Raw genomic sequence first — 15,166 nt, 5'->3', positions numbered from 1 at the left:
CGGTGCCGGCCGTGGCTGCGCGGTGCGGGTTCGGTATCCCGACGGTGCCGGCCGTGGCTGCGTGGTGCGGGTTACGCATCGCGCGGCGGGGGCGTTCCGGTTCCGTTCGTGGGGTTCCGCTTGTGCCGTCGCCGGGGTGCCGCTGCCGGTGCGTCCCGGACGCCGGAGGGCTCCGCCCGGCGGGGCCGCCGCGCCCCGTGAGGCCGCCCGGCGGGGCGTAGGCGATCCGGCCAGGGGCGGACCGGGCCCATGGCCGGCCGGTGGCCGAAACACCCGGGTCCAAACGCGCAGCTTCTCACAACTGACCACTTTCGCCCCCTCCCACCCCCCGGTAGGAGGGTCCGAAAACGTGTGCGCCATAATTGCTTGTGAATGTGAACGCGTTCACAAGCGATGGCGATTTCTGTCGCTTTGTGGGGGAGCAACCGCGGAGGGGTCTGTGGCTGCGGCCACGCTGCGAGCACGACGGTAAGGAGAACGACGTGGATCTGGCTCTGGCGCCGGAGACACTGGCGCGATGGCAGTTCGGCATCACGACCGTCTACCACTTTCTCTTCGTTCCGCTGACCATCAGCCTGGCCGCGTTCACCGCGGGCATGGAGACGGCCTGGGTACGGACCGGCAAGGAGAAGTACTTCCACGCCACCAAGTTCTGGGGAAAGCTCTTCCTGATCAACATCGCGATGGGGGTGGTCACCGGCATCGTGCAGGAGTTCCAGTTCGGCATGAACTGGTCGGACTACTCCCGCTTCGTCGGTGATGTCTTCGGTGCCCCGCTCGCGATGGAGGCGCTCATCGCCTTCTTCTTCGAGTCCACCTTCATCGGCCTGTGGATCTTCGGCTGGGACAAGCTGCCGAAGAAGCTCCACTGCGCCTGCATCTGGATCGTCGCCGTCGGCACGGTCCTGTCCTCGTACTTCATCCTGGCCGCCAACTCCTGGATGCAGCACCCGGTCGGCTACACGATCGACGAGGCCACCGGGAAGGCGCAGCTCACCGACATCTGGGCGGTGCTCACCCAGAACACCACCCTGGTCGTGGTCTTCCACACCCTCACCGCCGCCTTCCTCACCGGCGCCGCCTTCGTCGTCGGCATCGCCTCCTTCCACCTGTGGCGCGCCAAGCGGGCCCAGGACCGGGGCGAGGAGCTGACCGACCGGCGCCGCAAGCAGATCGGCGCGATGCGCTCCTCGCTCCGCACCGGCCTGGTGCTGGCGGTGATCGCCGGCGCGGGCACCGCGCTCAGCGGCGACTCCCTGGGCAAGGTGATGTTCGAGCAGCAGCCGATGAAGATGGCCGCCGCCGAGGCGCTGTGGGAGACCGAGTCCCCGGCCCCGTTCGCGATCTTCGCGGTCGGTGACGTGGACGAGGGGCACAACAGCACCGAGCTGGAGATCCCCGGCGTCCTGTCCTTCCTCGCCCACAACAACTTCACCGACCCGGTGCCCGGCATCAACGACATCGCCGAGCGTCAGGCCGAGCTGTACGGCGGGGAGCCCGAGGACTACATCCCCGACATCTTCATGGCCTTCTGGGGCTTCCGGCTGATGATCGGCTTCGGCATGACCTCGTTCCTCGCCGGACTGGTCGGCCTGTGGACCACCCGCCGCAAGCGGTGGCTGGCACCGGAGTACCGCACCGGCGAGGAGGAGGTGCCGCGGCTGATGCTCACCCGCACCCGCGAGCTGAACCCCTTCCTCACCCGCTGGTCCTGGCGGATCGGCATCCTCACCATGGGCTTCCCGCTGATCGCCAACTCGTTCGGCTGGATCTTCACCGAGATGGGCCGCCAGCCGTGGGCGGTGTACGGGCTGATGAAGACCGGCGACGCCGTCTCCCCCGGTGTCAGCACCACCGAGGTCATCGTCTCGATGTCCGTCTTCACCCTGCTGTACGGGGTGCTCGCGGTGATCGAGGTACGGCTGCTGGCCAAGTACGCCAAGGCGGGCCCGGACGTGTCCGAGCGGCCGCCGGCCACCGACCCGAAGCTGCGGCTGCCCTCCGGCCCGCCGTCGGGCACCCCCGGCGGGGACCCGGCCGGCGCGGACGCCGACAAGCCGCTGACCTTCGCGTACTGACCGGCCGCAGAGGAGATCGAGGACCATGCACCTGCACGACATCTGGTTCCTGCTCATCGCCGTCCTGTGGATCGGCTACTTCTTCCTGGAGGGCTTCGACTTCGGCATCGGCGTGCTCACCCGCACGCTGGCGAAGGACCGCACCGAACGCCGGGTCCTGATCAACACCATCGGTCCGGTGTGGGACGGCAACGAGGTCTGGCTGCTGACCGCCGGCGGCGCCACCTTCGCCGCCTTCCCGGACTGGTACGCCACCCTCTTCAGCGGCTTCTACCTGCCGCTGCTGGCCATCCTGGTGTGCCTGATCGTGCGCGGCGTCGCCTTCGAGTACCGGCACAAGCGGCCCGAGGAGCGGTGGCAGCGCAACTGGGAACACGCGATCTTCTGGTGCTCGCTGATCCCGGCGTTCCTGTGGGGTGTGGCGTTCGCCAACATCGTGCGCGGGGTGCCGATCGGACCGGACAAGAACTACGCCGGTGACGTGACCGACCTGCTCGGCCCGTACGCGCTGCTCGGCGGCGCGGTCACGCTGGTGCTGTTCACCTTCCACGGCGCGGTGTTCGCGGCGCTGAAGACGGTCGGCGACATCCGGGTCCGGGCCCGGCGCCAGGCGATGGGGCTGGGCGCCGCGGCGGCGGTGCTGGCGGTGGCGTTCCTCGGCTGGACCCAGGCCGAGCACGGCGACGCGGGCAGCCTGGCGGCGCTGTGCGTCGCGGTGGCCGCGCTGCTCGCCGCGCTGGCGGCCAACGCCCGCGGCCGGGAGGGCTGGGCGTTCGCGTTCTCCGGGGTCACCATCGCGGCGGCCGTGGCGATGCTCTTCCTCGCGCTCTTCCCCGACGTCATGCCCTCCACGCTCGACCCGCGGTGGAACCTGACCGCCGAGAACGCGGCGTCCGGTCCGTACACCCTCAAGATCATGACCTGGGTGGCGGCCTTCATGACACCGCTGGTGATCGCCTACCAGGCGTGGACCTACTGGGTGTTCCGCAAGCGGATCGGCACCCAGCACATCCCCGCCGGGCACTGAGGAGGGCGGCGCGGTGAAGCCGGTGGACCCCCGTCTGCTCCGTCACGCCCGGGCCACCCGCGGCTTCCTCGCCGCGTCGGTGGCGCTCGGGCTGGCCGGTGCCGGGCTCGTCGTCGCCCAGGCCACGCTCATCGCCCAGGTGGTGGTCGGCGCCTTCGAGCAGGGGCGGGGCCCGGGTGAGCTGGTCACCCCGCTGGTGTGGCTGGCGGCGGTGTCCGCCGGCCGCGCGGCGGTCTCCTGGCTCACCGAACTCGCCGCGCACCGCACCAGCGCCGCGGTCAAGTCCGAGCTGCGGATGCGGCTGCTGACCCGGGCGACCCGGCTCGGCGGAGGCCGGCCGGGTGGGGGCGGGCCGGGAGATGAGCGGTCGGTCCCGGGCCGGTCCACCGGGGGACCGTCGTGGTGCCGGTGGCGGTGCCGGCGGTGAGGGTGCCGCGGCGGGGGCGCGTCCGTCCCCGGCGGCGGCGCTCCGGCGGGGGGTGGGGCCGTGGCGGACGGTCGGGGGTGGGACACCGGGGAGCTGACCACCCTGGCGACCCGCGGTGTCGACGCGCTGGACGACTACTTCGCCCGCTACCTGCCGCAGCTGGGCCTCGCCGTGGTGGTGCCGTGTGCGGTGCTCGCCCGGATCGTCACCGCCGACTGGGTCTCCGCGCTGATCATCGCGGCCACCCTGCCGCTGATCCCGCTGTTCATGGTGCTCATCGGCTGGGCCACCCAGAGCCGCATGGACCGGCAGTGGCGGCTGCTCACCCAGCTCTCCGGCCACTTCCTCGACGTGGTGGCCGGACTGCCCACGCTCAAGATCTTCGGCCGGGCCCGGGCCCAGGCCGCTTCCATCAGGGAGATCACCGCCGACCACCGGCGGGCCACCCTGCGCACGCTGCGGCTGGCCTTCCTCTCCTCCTTCGCGCTGGAACTGCTCGCCACCCTCTCGGTGGCGCTGGTGGCCGTCGGCATCGGGATGCGGCTGGTCCACGGCGACCTCGACCTCGCCACCGGACTGGTGGTGCTGATCCTCGCGCCGGAGGCGTACCTGCCGCTGCGCCAGGTGGGCGCCCACTACCACGCGGCGGCGGAGGGGCTCGCGGCCGCGGACCGGGTGTTCGCGGTGATCGGGGACGGGGACGGAGACGTGCCCGGGGCCTCCGGCGGGATCGGGGGTTCCGGTGGGGACGGTCCCGGCGGGAACGGCGGTGAGGCGCGGTTGCCGGGTCCCGGCGGGGTGGTGCTCGCGGTCGAGGGGGTGGAGGTGGTGCGTCCGGGCCGTACCGGACCCGCCCTGGCCGCCACGTCCTTCACCGTGCGCGCCGGCGAGACGGTGGCCCTGGTCGGGCCCAGCGGGAGCGGGAAGAGCACCCTGCTCGACACCGTTCTCGGCCTGGTCCCGCCCACCCGGGGCCGGGTGCTGGTCGGGGGCGCGGACCTGGCGGACCTGCGGCCGGAGAGCTGGTGGCGACAGGTGGCGTGGGTCCCCCAGCGCCCGTACCTGTTCGCCGGCACGGTCGCCGAGAACGTCCGGCTGGCCCGGCCGGACGCGGACGACGCGGCGGTACGGGAGGCCCTGCGGGCGGCCGGCGCGCTGGAGTTCACCGAGGCGCTCCCGGGCGGCACCGAGGCGGTGCTCGGGGAGGGCGGCGGTGGCCTCTCCGCCGGACAGCGGCAGCGGCTCGCGCTGGCCCGGGCGTTCCTGGCGGACCGTCCGGTGCTGCTGCTGGACGAGCCGACGGCGAGCCTGGACGGGGCGACCGAGGCCGCCGTGGTGGACGCGGTCCGGCGGCTCGCGGCCGGCCGTACGGTGCTGCTCGTCGTCCACCGCCCGGCCCTGCTGGCGGTCGCCGACCGGGTGATCACCATCGGCGGGCCGGTGGACGGGGGAGGGCCGGGCGCGGCGGATGAGGCGGTGCCGCCGGCCCCGGCGGCTACAGGGGCTGCCGGTTTCCGTTCCGGTTCCGGCCCCGGGGGTACGGGCCGGCCGGTTTCCGTTCCGGTTCCGGCCCCGGGGGGCGGTGGGCGGTCCGCTGCGGCCGGTGGTGGACTGCCGGTCATCGGGGCGGGCGGCGGTGGGCCGGCTACGGCCGTCACGGGCCCGGACCCGGACCCGGTGCAGGACCTGGGCCCGGTCCCGGTGCCGTATCTGGACTCGGACCCGGTCTCGGTCCCGGCCGGCGGGGACCCGCCGGCTCCGGCCGGCCGTGGTCCGGTGGGCCGTGGTCGGGTGGGGGACGGTGTGCGGGGTCCGGCCGGGGAACCGGCGCCGGTGGGCGACGGTGGCGCGGTGCCGGACCAGGCGTCGGTGCCGCTGGGCGACGGTGTGCGGGGACCGGTGCCGGTGGAGGAGGAGAGGGGTGTGCCGGGTACGGGGGCGGGGGCGCCGCCGGTCGCCGTGCCGCCCGGCCCGGACGCGCGCCGGCGGGCGTCGGGCGGCGTGGACGCGTCCCCGGGGGCGCTGCTCCCGCTCCGGCGGGAGGCCACCCGCTTCGCGCTCGCGCTGCTGCTCGGCAGCCTGGCGCTGGGCAGCGCGGTGGGACTGATGGCCGTCTCCGGCTGGCTGATCTCCCGCGCGTCCGAACAGCCCCCCGTCCTTCACCTCATGGTGGCCGTGACCGCGACCCGCGCGTTCGGCATCGGCCGTGCCGTCTTCCGGTACGCCGAACGCCTGGTGTCCCACGACGCCGCGCTGCGGGTGCTGGCCGGGACGCGGGTGGCCGTGTACCGGCGGCTGGAGCGGCTGGCGCCGGCCGGGCTGCGCGACACCCGGCGCGGGGATCTGCTGGCCCGGGTGGTCGGGGACGTGGACGCCCTCCAGGACCACGTGCTGCGCTGGCTGCTGCCGGTGGGCTCGGCGGTGGTGGTCGGCGGTGCCTCGGTCGCCTTCACCGGGTGGCTGCTGCCGGAGGCCGGGCTGGTGCTGGCGGCCGGACTGCTCACCGCCGGTGTGGTGGTGCCGGCGGTCTCCGGGGCGGTCGCCCGGCGGGCGGAACGCCGGCTGGCCCCCGCCCGCGGCGCGCTGAGCACCGAGGTGGTGGACCTGCTCGCCGGTACCGCGGAACTGACGGTCGCCGGGGCGCTGCCGCGCCGACTGGCGGCGGTGCGCCGCGCCGACCGTATCCTCACCGGGATCGCGCGCCGCGCCGCCGCCGCCACCGCGACCGGTGCGGGGCTGTCCGCCCTGGTCTGCGGGCTGACCGTGACGGCCGCCGCCTGGGCCGGGTCGGCGGCGGTCGCCGACGGACGGCTGTCCGGGGTGTGGCTGGCGGCCGTGGTGCTCACCCCGCTCGCCGCGTTCGAGGCGGTCGCCGGGCTGCCGGTGGCGGTGCAGTACCGGCAGCGGGTGCGCCGGTCCGCGCAGCGCGTGGACGAGGTGCTGAACGCCCCCGAGCCGGTGGTGGACGGCACCGAACCGGCCCCCGCGTCGCCGTTCCCGCTGGTCGTCGAGGGCCTGACCGCCCGCTACCCGGGCGCCGCCACCCCGGCGCTGCGGGACTTCCGGCTGCGGCTGACGGCCGGCCGGCGGGTGGCGGTGGTCGGTGCGTCGGGCGCGGGCAAGACGACGGTGGCCCAGGTGCTGCTGCGCTTCCTGGACGCCGAGTCCGGTACGTACACCCTCGCCGGCCGGGACGCCACCGCGCTGACCGGGGAGGGGGTGCGGCGCCTGGTCGGCCTGTGCGCGCAGGACGCCCACCTGTTCCACACCTCGCTCCGCGAGAACCTGCGGCTGGCGCTGCCCGCTCCCGCGGCGCAGCCGTCGGGGGCAGGGGTCCAGGGGCTGCCGGGGGCGGCGGGGGGCAGCGCATCGGTCGGGTCCGGTACTGCGGCCGGGGACGCCGGGGCGACCGGTGCCGGTGGGGCCGGCGGGACGGCCGGGGCCCGCTCCCCGGCCGTGGACGGCGGCACGGAGGACGAGCGGCTGCGGGCCGCTCTGCGCGCGGCCCGGCTGCTGGAGTGGGTGGACGGGCTGCCGCAGGGGCTGGACACGCCGGTCGGGGAGTTCGGCGCCCGGCTGTCGGGCGGGCAGCGGCAGCGGCTCGCGCTGGCCCGGGCCCTCCTCGCCGACTTCCCGGTCCTCGTCCTGGACGAGCCGGCCGAGCACCTGGACACCGCGACCGCCGACGCGCTCACCGCGGACCTGCTGGCGGCCACCGAGGGGCGGACCACCGTGCTCATCACCCACCGGCTCGCGGGGCTGGCCGGCGGCGCGGTGGACGAGGTGATCGTGCTCGCCGCCGGACGCGTCGTCCAGCAGGGCCGGTACGAGGAACTGGCGGCCACCGACGGCCCCTTCCGGGAGATGCTCGCCCGCGAGCACCTCGTGGAAGCGGCGGCCCGCGCCGCCACGGGCGCGGCGCAGGCCGCCGGAGGTACGGCGCGGGGCGCCGTGGGCATGGTGGACGTGGACGTGGCGGACACGGGCGGCGCCGCCGCGGGTCCGGCAGGCCCGGTGTCGGGCGGCCCGGGGACGGGGGGTCCGGTCTCGGACGATCCGGTGATGGCGGGCCGGGTGGCGGCAGGCCCCGCGGTGGGCGGGCCCGCGGTGACCGGGCCGGAGTGAACGGTTCGCGAGGTACGGCGGACGGCCCCGGTCGCGCCCGGGGCGGACGGCCGGTCCGGTCCGGTGCGGCCACCGACGCCGCGGAACGCGGTGTCGGGGGCGGCGGGCAGGGCTCCCGGGGTGGGGTAGCGACGCGGGGGAGGCGGGTTCACGGGATGCGGTGCCGGCGCGGCGGGCGGCCCGGTGGCATGCGGCGAGGTGGCGGTGCGCCCGGGCGCGGGAGGCCGCGGATGGTGGCGAGCTGGTGGAACGTCCGGCTCCGTGTGGTGGCGAGGTGGCGGGCGGCGCGTCGCGGACGACCGGACCAGTCGACGCGGCTCAGGTCGTGGTCGTGGGGAAGGTGCGGCGGCCCGGGGTGCCTGGTGTTGGCCGCCGTGCCGGTGCGGTGGCCCGTGGTGGCGAGGTGGCGCCCGTACGGTTGCGCAGTGGTGGTGGAGGCATGGGTGCGGTCCCCGTGCGGGTGGTGGGGAACGCACGCGTGCACACCCCGTACGGGTGGTGGCACGGACGGCGGTGGGGGCGCCGCGAAGCACCCGGACGGCGGGGCGGCCACGGGAGGGACGCGGCGGCCGGAGGACAAACCCGGAGTACTCCTCGCGTGACGCCCGTATTCCCTCCATATCGCACATAGCCTCGCGGCATGGGAGCCACGGCAGCACCGCACGGTGCCCCGGACCCGGACCGGGGCGCCCACCCGAGACGGGGCCGCGGCCCCGTGCCCGACGATCCTGCCCCCGCGTCCGACCGCGCACCGGGCCCCGCGCCCGACGACGGGCCGGGCCCCGCGCCCGACGACGGGCCGGGCCCCGCGCGGAGGCCCGGGTCCGGGCCGGATGCCGCACGGGGGGCCGGCGCCGGGCCGGTTGACGGAACCGGGGCCGGCCCTGGTGACGGGCCGCAGACCGGGCGCGGCGGGGAACCGGACGCCGGATCCGGGACGAACGCCTCACCGGGTGACGGGCCGGGACCTGCGCCGGTGCCCCCGGCCGCGACCGGCGCACCGTCCTCGCCCGGTACGCCGACCCCCGTCGGCACGCCCGACTCACTGGACGCGGCCACCGAGGCGACCCGGGGTCTGCGGGGTCTGTCCACGGAGGTGACCGCCCGGGTGCCGCGGCTGCTGGAGGCGATGCGCACCATCGGCAGCGAGCTGGACGTCCACTCCATGCTCGACCGGATCGCCCGTACCGCGGCCGAGTTCGCCGATGCCCGGCAGGCCGCCGTCGGGGTGCTGGACCCGTCCGGACACGGGCTGGGCGACCTCATCGGGTACGGGGTGCCGGAGGCGGAACGGCCCGCGCTCGCCGCGTACCTCGCCGGACCCCCGGAGGCTCCCCGGCCCGGCCCGATGGAACGGCTGCGGGTGCCGATCCGGGTGCAGGGCAGTCCGTTCGCCGAGCTGTATCTGGCGGGCAAGCGCGGCGGTGGCCGGTTCAGTCCGTCCGACCTCGGCATGGTCACGGTGCTGGCGACCGAGGCCGGGATCGCCATCGGCAACGCCCGGCTCCACGAGGCGACCCGGCAGCGGGAGCGCTGGATCGACGGGTCGGTCGCGGTCACCACCGCGCTGCTCTCCGGGGCGGACGCCGAGGACGCCCTGTCCGTGGTGGCCGAGCAGGCCCGGCGGCTCGCCGGTTCGGCTGCGGGCATCGTGCTGGTCCCGGAGGAGAACGGCGGACTGGAGATCGTCGCCGCCGCCGCGGACGATCCCGCCGGCCTCATCGGCACCGTCGTCCCACCACGGGCGGCGATCGTGCCCCGGCTGCTGGCGGGCGAACCGGTCTTCGTCGAGGACTCGGCCACCGACCCCCGGATGACCACCGGCGTCGCCGAACGCTTCGGCCCCAGCATGATGCTGCCGCTGCGCAGCGGAGACCGGGTGCTGGGCATCCTGGCCGTGCCGCGGTGGCGCGGGGACCGGCCGTTCACCGACCTCGAACGCACTCTGGCCACCCAGTTCGCCGCCCAGGCCGCCATGGCACTGGTGCTCGCCGAGGCGCAGCGCGACCGGGAGCGGCTGGCGGTCTTCGAGGACCGGGACCGGATCGCCAGGGACCTGCACGACCTGGTCATCCAGCGGCTCTTCGCCACCGGGATGATGCTGGAGAGCGCCCAGCGCCAGGCCGGTGCGCCGGAGGTGCGGGAGCGGATCGGCAAGGCGGTGGACGAACTCGACGCCACCATCCACGAGGTGCGGACCGCGATCTTCGCGCTTCAGCAGGGACCGGCGGAGGCACCGTCCGGGCTGCGGACGCGGGTGCTGCGGGAGATCGGCACCGCCGCCGTTCCGCTGGGCTTCCAGCCGTCGGTGACCTTCCTCGGCGCGGTGGACGCGCGGGTCGGCGAGCTGACCGCGAAGAACCTGGTCGCGGCATTGCGCGAGGCGCTGTCGAACGCACTGCGGCACGCCCGGGCCGGACGCATCGAGGTCACGGTGGACGCCACGGTGACCCTCCCGGACGGCCGGGACGGGGTACGGCTGCGGGTCGCCGACGACGGGGTCGGCATTCCGCCGGAGGGCCGCCGCAGCGGGCTGCGCAACCTGGCCCGGCGCGCACAGGCGCTGGGCGGCTCGTGCGTCCTCGGGCCGGGGATCGGCCCGGACGGCGCGGGAACGTCGCTGGTCTGGGAGGCCCCGCTGTGACGGGGCGGCCGGGCCCGGTCCCGTCCGGCCGGTGCCTCCGGCGCGGTGACACCTTCGCGTGCGTTTGGTCCGTCCGGTACCGCCGCGGTCCGTCCGGTAGCGCCGCGGCCCGTTCCGGTGCCGCCCGGCGCCCGGCACCGTCGTGCTGCCCGGCGGGCGGCAGCATGCGCGTACGCCACGGTGGTGGCCCTCACGTACGCTCCGGCGGCAGTCCTCATGCACGGCCCCCGCATCGGCGCGGGCGGCGGGACCGGCGGGGTGCCCCGCACGCGCGCGGCTGAGTGGGGCCGGCCTCCGTGGCGGTGACCGCGCGGAACCCGGGGCGGAGGGGGCGGCGCGGCCCCGGGAACGGCCCGCTACGGAAGTCACGGCGCGGCGCGGGTCGGCAGCAGTGGTGGTGCGGACCCTCGTACGGGTCGGCGAACCGGGACCGCGGCACAGGGACGGTCCGGGTGGTCCCGCCTGCCCGGCAAGCCCGGCGGGCCCGACGGCCCCGGCAAGCCCGGCACCGAGGGCTTCCGGGTCTCGTACGACGTGGTGCGCCGGGCAGGGCCAGGAGCGGCGGTGGGGTTCTGGTGCGGCGCCGGCAGCCGGCCCCGCGCACCGTCGGGGTGGTTCGCGGTGACGGTCCGGCGCACGGTCGGGGTGGTTCGCGGTGACGGTCCGGTGCACGGTCGGGGTGGTTCGCGGTGACGGCGTGGGGCTCGGCCGAGGCGGTGAGGGGAGTGGGGCCGGCCGGAGGTGGGGGACAGGACCTGGTACGGAGGTGGTGCGCAGGACCCGGAAGGGAGCCGGCTCGCCGGCCGCGCCGTGGCGGTGGTTCACGGAGGCCACCGGGCCGGGGTCCGGGCCGGGCCGGTTGCGTGCGGCCGGTGGGGTTGGTCGGCGGAACCTGGTACGGCGCTGGTCACCCGGGCCCGGCCCGGGGTCACGCCGAGACCCGGGCGGGGTCGGGGTGCGGCCGGGTGTCGGTGCCGGGTGCGAGGCCCGACCCGGGCCCGGGCCGAGCCGGTCTCGCGGACCCTGGCGGAGCCGATCGCGGACCCGGAGGGGCCGGCGCCGCGAGTCCAGCGGCGCCGGCGGTGTGGGGCCTGGCGGAGCACGGTGCCGCGGGCCGGGGGAGCCGTTGCCCGTAAGTAGGACTTTCGTACTCCGAACGGTGTGTGGTGCGGGCGGTTCGGGCGTGGCGCCCCGTTTGCCGTACCCCTATCGGGCCAGCATCGCCGTCATGCGTCTCCCGTTCCGAGGAAGCCCGAGGTCCGTACGTGCTGCCCGCACGCTCGCGGTGGCCGTCCTGTGCGGTGTGCTGCCGGCGCCGGCGCTCGCCGGTGGCTCCGGGGGCGGCTCCGCCGCCGACCGTCCCGGGACGGCGACCAGCGGCGACCGGCCCGGTACGTCTCCGGCCGGGCGGGACGCCGTGGTGGCCGGGTCCGCATCCGGTGGCGCCACGGCCGGGGCCGCGTACCGGGGCGCGAACACCGGACGGGCGGCCTCCACGTCCACGGCGGCCTCCGTGCCCACCGCCTCCTCCCTGCCCGCCGCCTTCTCCGCGTCCTCCGTGTCCACGTCGTTCGGGCGACGGCTGCCGTCACCGGCCGGACCGGCGGGCCTGCCGGTCCGGGCCACCAGGGGCGTCTCCAGGCAGGCGGCGGCCCCGGCGCGCGGGCTGCGGCTGGGCGAGGAGGTGCTGCGGCTGAGCAGGCTGCTGGTCCGCACCGAGTCGCGGTACGACCGGGACCGGGCGCTGGCCCGCGACAGACGGGCGGAGGCCGAGCGGATCGGCCGGCAGCTGCGCCGGGAGCGCGGTACCGAGGCGCGGTTGCGGAAGGCCGCCGGACGGCTGGCCCGGGCGCAGTACCGCAGCGGGGTGCTGCCCAACGCGCTCCGCAGCCTGAACGCCTTCGACACCGCCAGCCTGCGGCAGGCGGTCCGGGACCGCTCGTTGGTGAGCAGACTCCGTGAGGTGTCGGCGGAGAACGAGCGGCTCAACCGGCAGGCGCGGGCCGCCGCGCGGGCCGCGGACGGACTCGACCGCCGGCTGCGGCAGCTCGGCGCCGACCGGTGGGCCACCGAACAACGGCTCGCCCAGGCACGGGAGGAACTGCGCGAGGTCGCGGACGAGGTGGCGGAGCAGGGGCGCTGCCTGGTGCTGCCGGAGGCCCGGCGCGCGGCGGCGGCCCTCCCGCCGGACCGCCCCGGCCACGGCTCGCCGGCGGGCCCGGACGACCGGTCCGGCACCGGGGCCGGGCGGGACGGCGCCGGCGGCAGCACCCGGTACGGCGGGGGGACGGACGGCGGGACGACGGACCGGACGGAGGCCGGCGGGACGACGGACCGGACCGTGCCGCCGGCCGCCGGTCCCGGCCCCGGAACCGGCGCGGCAACCGGTCCGGGGGCGCCGGACACGCCGACCCGGCTGCTGCTGCCGGGCCTCACCCTGCCCGGTGTCACGGTGCCGGGGATCGGGATGGCGGTGCCGCTCGCGGACCGCTCCGGGGTGCTGCTCCCCGGCGACGTCACCGGCCCGCACGCTCCCGGCGGCCCGGTCGGCCCGGGCGGACCGGACCGCCGCGAGGATGCGGAGGCTTCCGGGGACGGCCGTTCCGGGGACGGCCAGGGTGGTGGTGGTCGGCCGGCCGGGCAGGACCCGGCGCGGGACACCGGACCGTCGTCACCGTCCGGCGGCACGGCCGGTGGGGACGGGGCGGGGGCCGCTCGGGGACCGGACACGGCGCCCGGTACCGGCAGGGTTCACGGTGCCGTTGCCGGTCAGGGGGCAGGTGGCGGCCGGGGGACCGGTGGCGTTCACGGGGGCGGTGCCGCCGGGACGTCCGACACCGGGACGAGGGGGCCGGCCGGAACGTCCGGGATCACCGCTACCCCTGGGGTGGCCGGCATGCCCGGGACCGGTGATGTGGCCGGGGCGTCCGGTACGCCTGGGGCGACCCGGGTCAGCGACGTCGTGGCGGACCGCTCGGTGCACACCGGCCGCGACGCCGCCGCCCGGGACCTGTACGGCACCGGAGAACACGGCCTGCCGGCCCTCGGCGGCGAGGGTGCGGCCCTGTCCGGCACCGCGGCGGGGGTGGCGGTCGCGGCCGGCCTGCCGGTGGCGAACGGGGCGGCCGGTCAACGGTCTCCGCGCGCCCTCCACGGCCCGGGGCCGGAACTGGACTTCGGCGCCCGGCCGCGGGCCGGCGCGCGGGCCGACGCCCCGGCGGCCCCGGACCGCGGCGGCCCCGCCGGGGGGCACGGGACCTGGACCGTGCCGGTGGCGTCGTACCAGTTGTCGGCCGGGTTCGGCAGCTCCGGCAGCCGCTGGTCGCACGGGCACACCGGACAGGACTTCGCGGTCCCGGTGGGCACGCGGGTGCGCTCGGCCGGGGAGGGCGAGGTGGTCTCGATGGGCTGCGGCGGTCCGTTCGGGATGAGCCTGGTGGTCCGCCACCCGAACGGCATGTTCACGCAGTACGCACACCTGGCCACCGTCCTCGTCACCGAGGGCGAGCGGGTCCGCACCGGTGAGCCGCTGGGGCTATCCGGGAACACCGGCAACTCCTCCGGGCCGCATCTGCACTTCGAGGTCCGCAGGACGCCGGAGTTCGGTTCCGCGGTCGACCCCGTGCGATGGCTCGGTGAGCACGGGGTGAGGCTGCGCTCCACCGCCGACGAACGCTGACCGCCCGGCCTCCGGCTCTCTGCCCCCGGTCTCCGCCCGCGGCCTCCTGGCCCCGGATCCTCTGCCCTCTGCCCGCTACCCCTGGCCTCCCGATCTCCGGCCCCGGCCCCTGGTCGCCCCCGGCCTCCAGGCCTCCGACCCCTGGACGACCGTCGGCGCAGGTGGCCGGGGCGTCCGCTCAGAGGCCCAGGATCCGCTCGATGGCGACGGCCACCCCGTCCTCGTTGTTCTCGTCCGTCCGGTGCGTGGTCGCGGCGAGGACCGAGGGGTGGGCGTTGGCCATGGCGTACGAGGTGCCCGCCCAGCCCAGCATCTCCAGGTCGTTCGGCATGTCGCCGAAGGCCACGACCTCCTCCGGCGCGATGCCCCGCTCCGCGCAGCAGCGCGCGAGGGTGCTCGCCTTGCTCACCCCCAGGCCGCTGATCTCCAGCAGGGCGGTGGGGCTGGAGCGGGTGAACGCGGCCTGGTGCCCCGCAGCCTTGCGGGCCAGCTCCAGGAAGTCGTCGGGGTTCTGCTCGGAGTGGTGGGCGAGGAGCTTGAGGATCGGGTGGCGCGCGTACACGTTGTCCGCCGCCAGCAGCTCCTCCACCGGGGCGATCACGGCGCCCGGGTCCAGGTGGAACGGGGGGTACCGCGGTTCGTAGTGGATGCCGCTGGTGCGTTCCACCGCGAACGAGACCCCCGGGGTCGCCTCGCGGAGCGCCTCCGCCACCGCGAACGCGTCCGTGCGCTCCAGCGGGTGCACATCGACCAGCCGGCCGCCGTTGCGCAGGTCCACCACCGCGGCGCCGTTGGCGCAGATGGCCAGCCCGTGGCCGTGGACGTGCTCCCGCACCACGTCCATCCAGCGGGCCGGCCGCCCGGTGACGAAGAAGACCTCGATGCCGGCCTGCTCGGCGGCCGCCAGTGCCGCGATGGTCCGCTCGGAAACCGTCTTGTCGTCGCGGAGCAGGGTGCCGTCGAGATCGGTGGCGATCAGGCGCGGTGTGACGGGGAGGGCGGGAGCCGTACGGTCCACGGCCGGAGTCGAGGGCTGCTCGGTAGCTGGAGTCACGTCACCCATCCTCCCGCATATGCCTGACGCGAGTGCCCCACGGGGTGCGTGTATTGGCCATCACTTCTCCACCTTCCGCCCCGTGAGCCCCGGCCGCATCCGTTCGCCGGGCCCGCCACCGCACCCGCGCCG

General features: G+C 76.3%; 4 protein-coding genes and 2 pseudogenes. 5 read left to right on the top strand and 1 reads right to left on the bottom strand.

Annotated elements, in window-relative coordinates; translation table 11 throughout:
- Positions 1-482: 482 nt before the first annotated feature.
- The 5 genes and pseudogenes from IHE55_RS14300 to IHE55_RS14275 all read left to right on the top strand — a co-directional run.
- Positions 483-2,078: a cytochrome ubiquinol oxidase subunit I gene (locus IHE55_RS14300; protein WP_197989375.1), complete on the top strand. Its 1,596-nt coding sequence runs from the start codon at positions 483-485 to the stop codon at positions 2,076-2,078.
- A gap of 25 nt (positions 2,079-2,103) precedes the next feature.
- Positions 2,104-3,105, top strand: coding sequence for a cytochrome d ubiquinol oxidase subunit II (gene cydB / locus IHE55_RS14295; protein ID WP_197989374.1), 1,002 nt, complete (start codon positions 2,104-2,106; stop codon positions 3,103-3,105).
- Positions 3,106-3,118: 13 nt separating this feature from the next.
- Positions 3,119-7,432 (top strand): annotated as a pseudogene (cydD, locus tag IHE55_RS31255) (thiol reductant ABC exporter subunit CydD); the annotation flags it as partial.
- Positions 7,433-8,702: 1,270 nt separating this feature from the next.
- Positions 8,703-10,301 (top strand): sensor histidine kinase, encoded by a 1,599-nt coding sequence (locus tag IHE55_RS14280; RefSeq protein WP_232266331.1) that lies wholly within the window; start codon positions 8,703-8,705, stop codon positions 10,299-10,301.
- Between the two features lie 3,190 nt (positions 10,302-13,491).
- Positions 13,492-13,980, top strand: a pseudogene (locus IHE55_RS14275) (M23 family metallopeptidase); the annotation flags it as partial.
- Positions 13,981-14,158: 178 nt separating this feature from the next.
- On the opposite strand, the gene IHE55_RS14270 reads toward IHE55_RS14275, so the two are convergent.
- A complete protein-coding gene (locus tag IHE55_RS14270) occupies positions 14,159-15,043 on the bottom strand; it encodes a Cof-type HAD-IIB family hydrolase (protein ID WP_197989372.1) in 885 nt (294 codons plus the stop codon).
- Positions 15,044-15,166: the final 123 nt, after the last annotated feature.

The sequence above is a fragment of the Streptomyces pactum genome (genome assembly GCF_016031615.1).
GTDB lineage: Bacteria > Actinomycetota > Actinomycetes > Streptomycetales > Streptomycetaceae > Streptomyces > Streptomyces pactus.
This window is presented reverse-complemented; position numbering and strand designations above follow the sequence as displayed.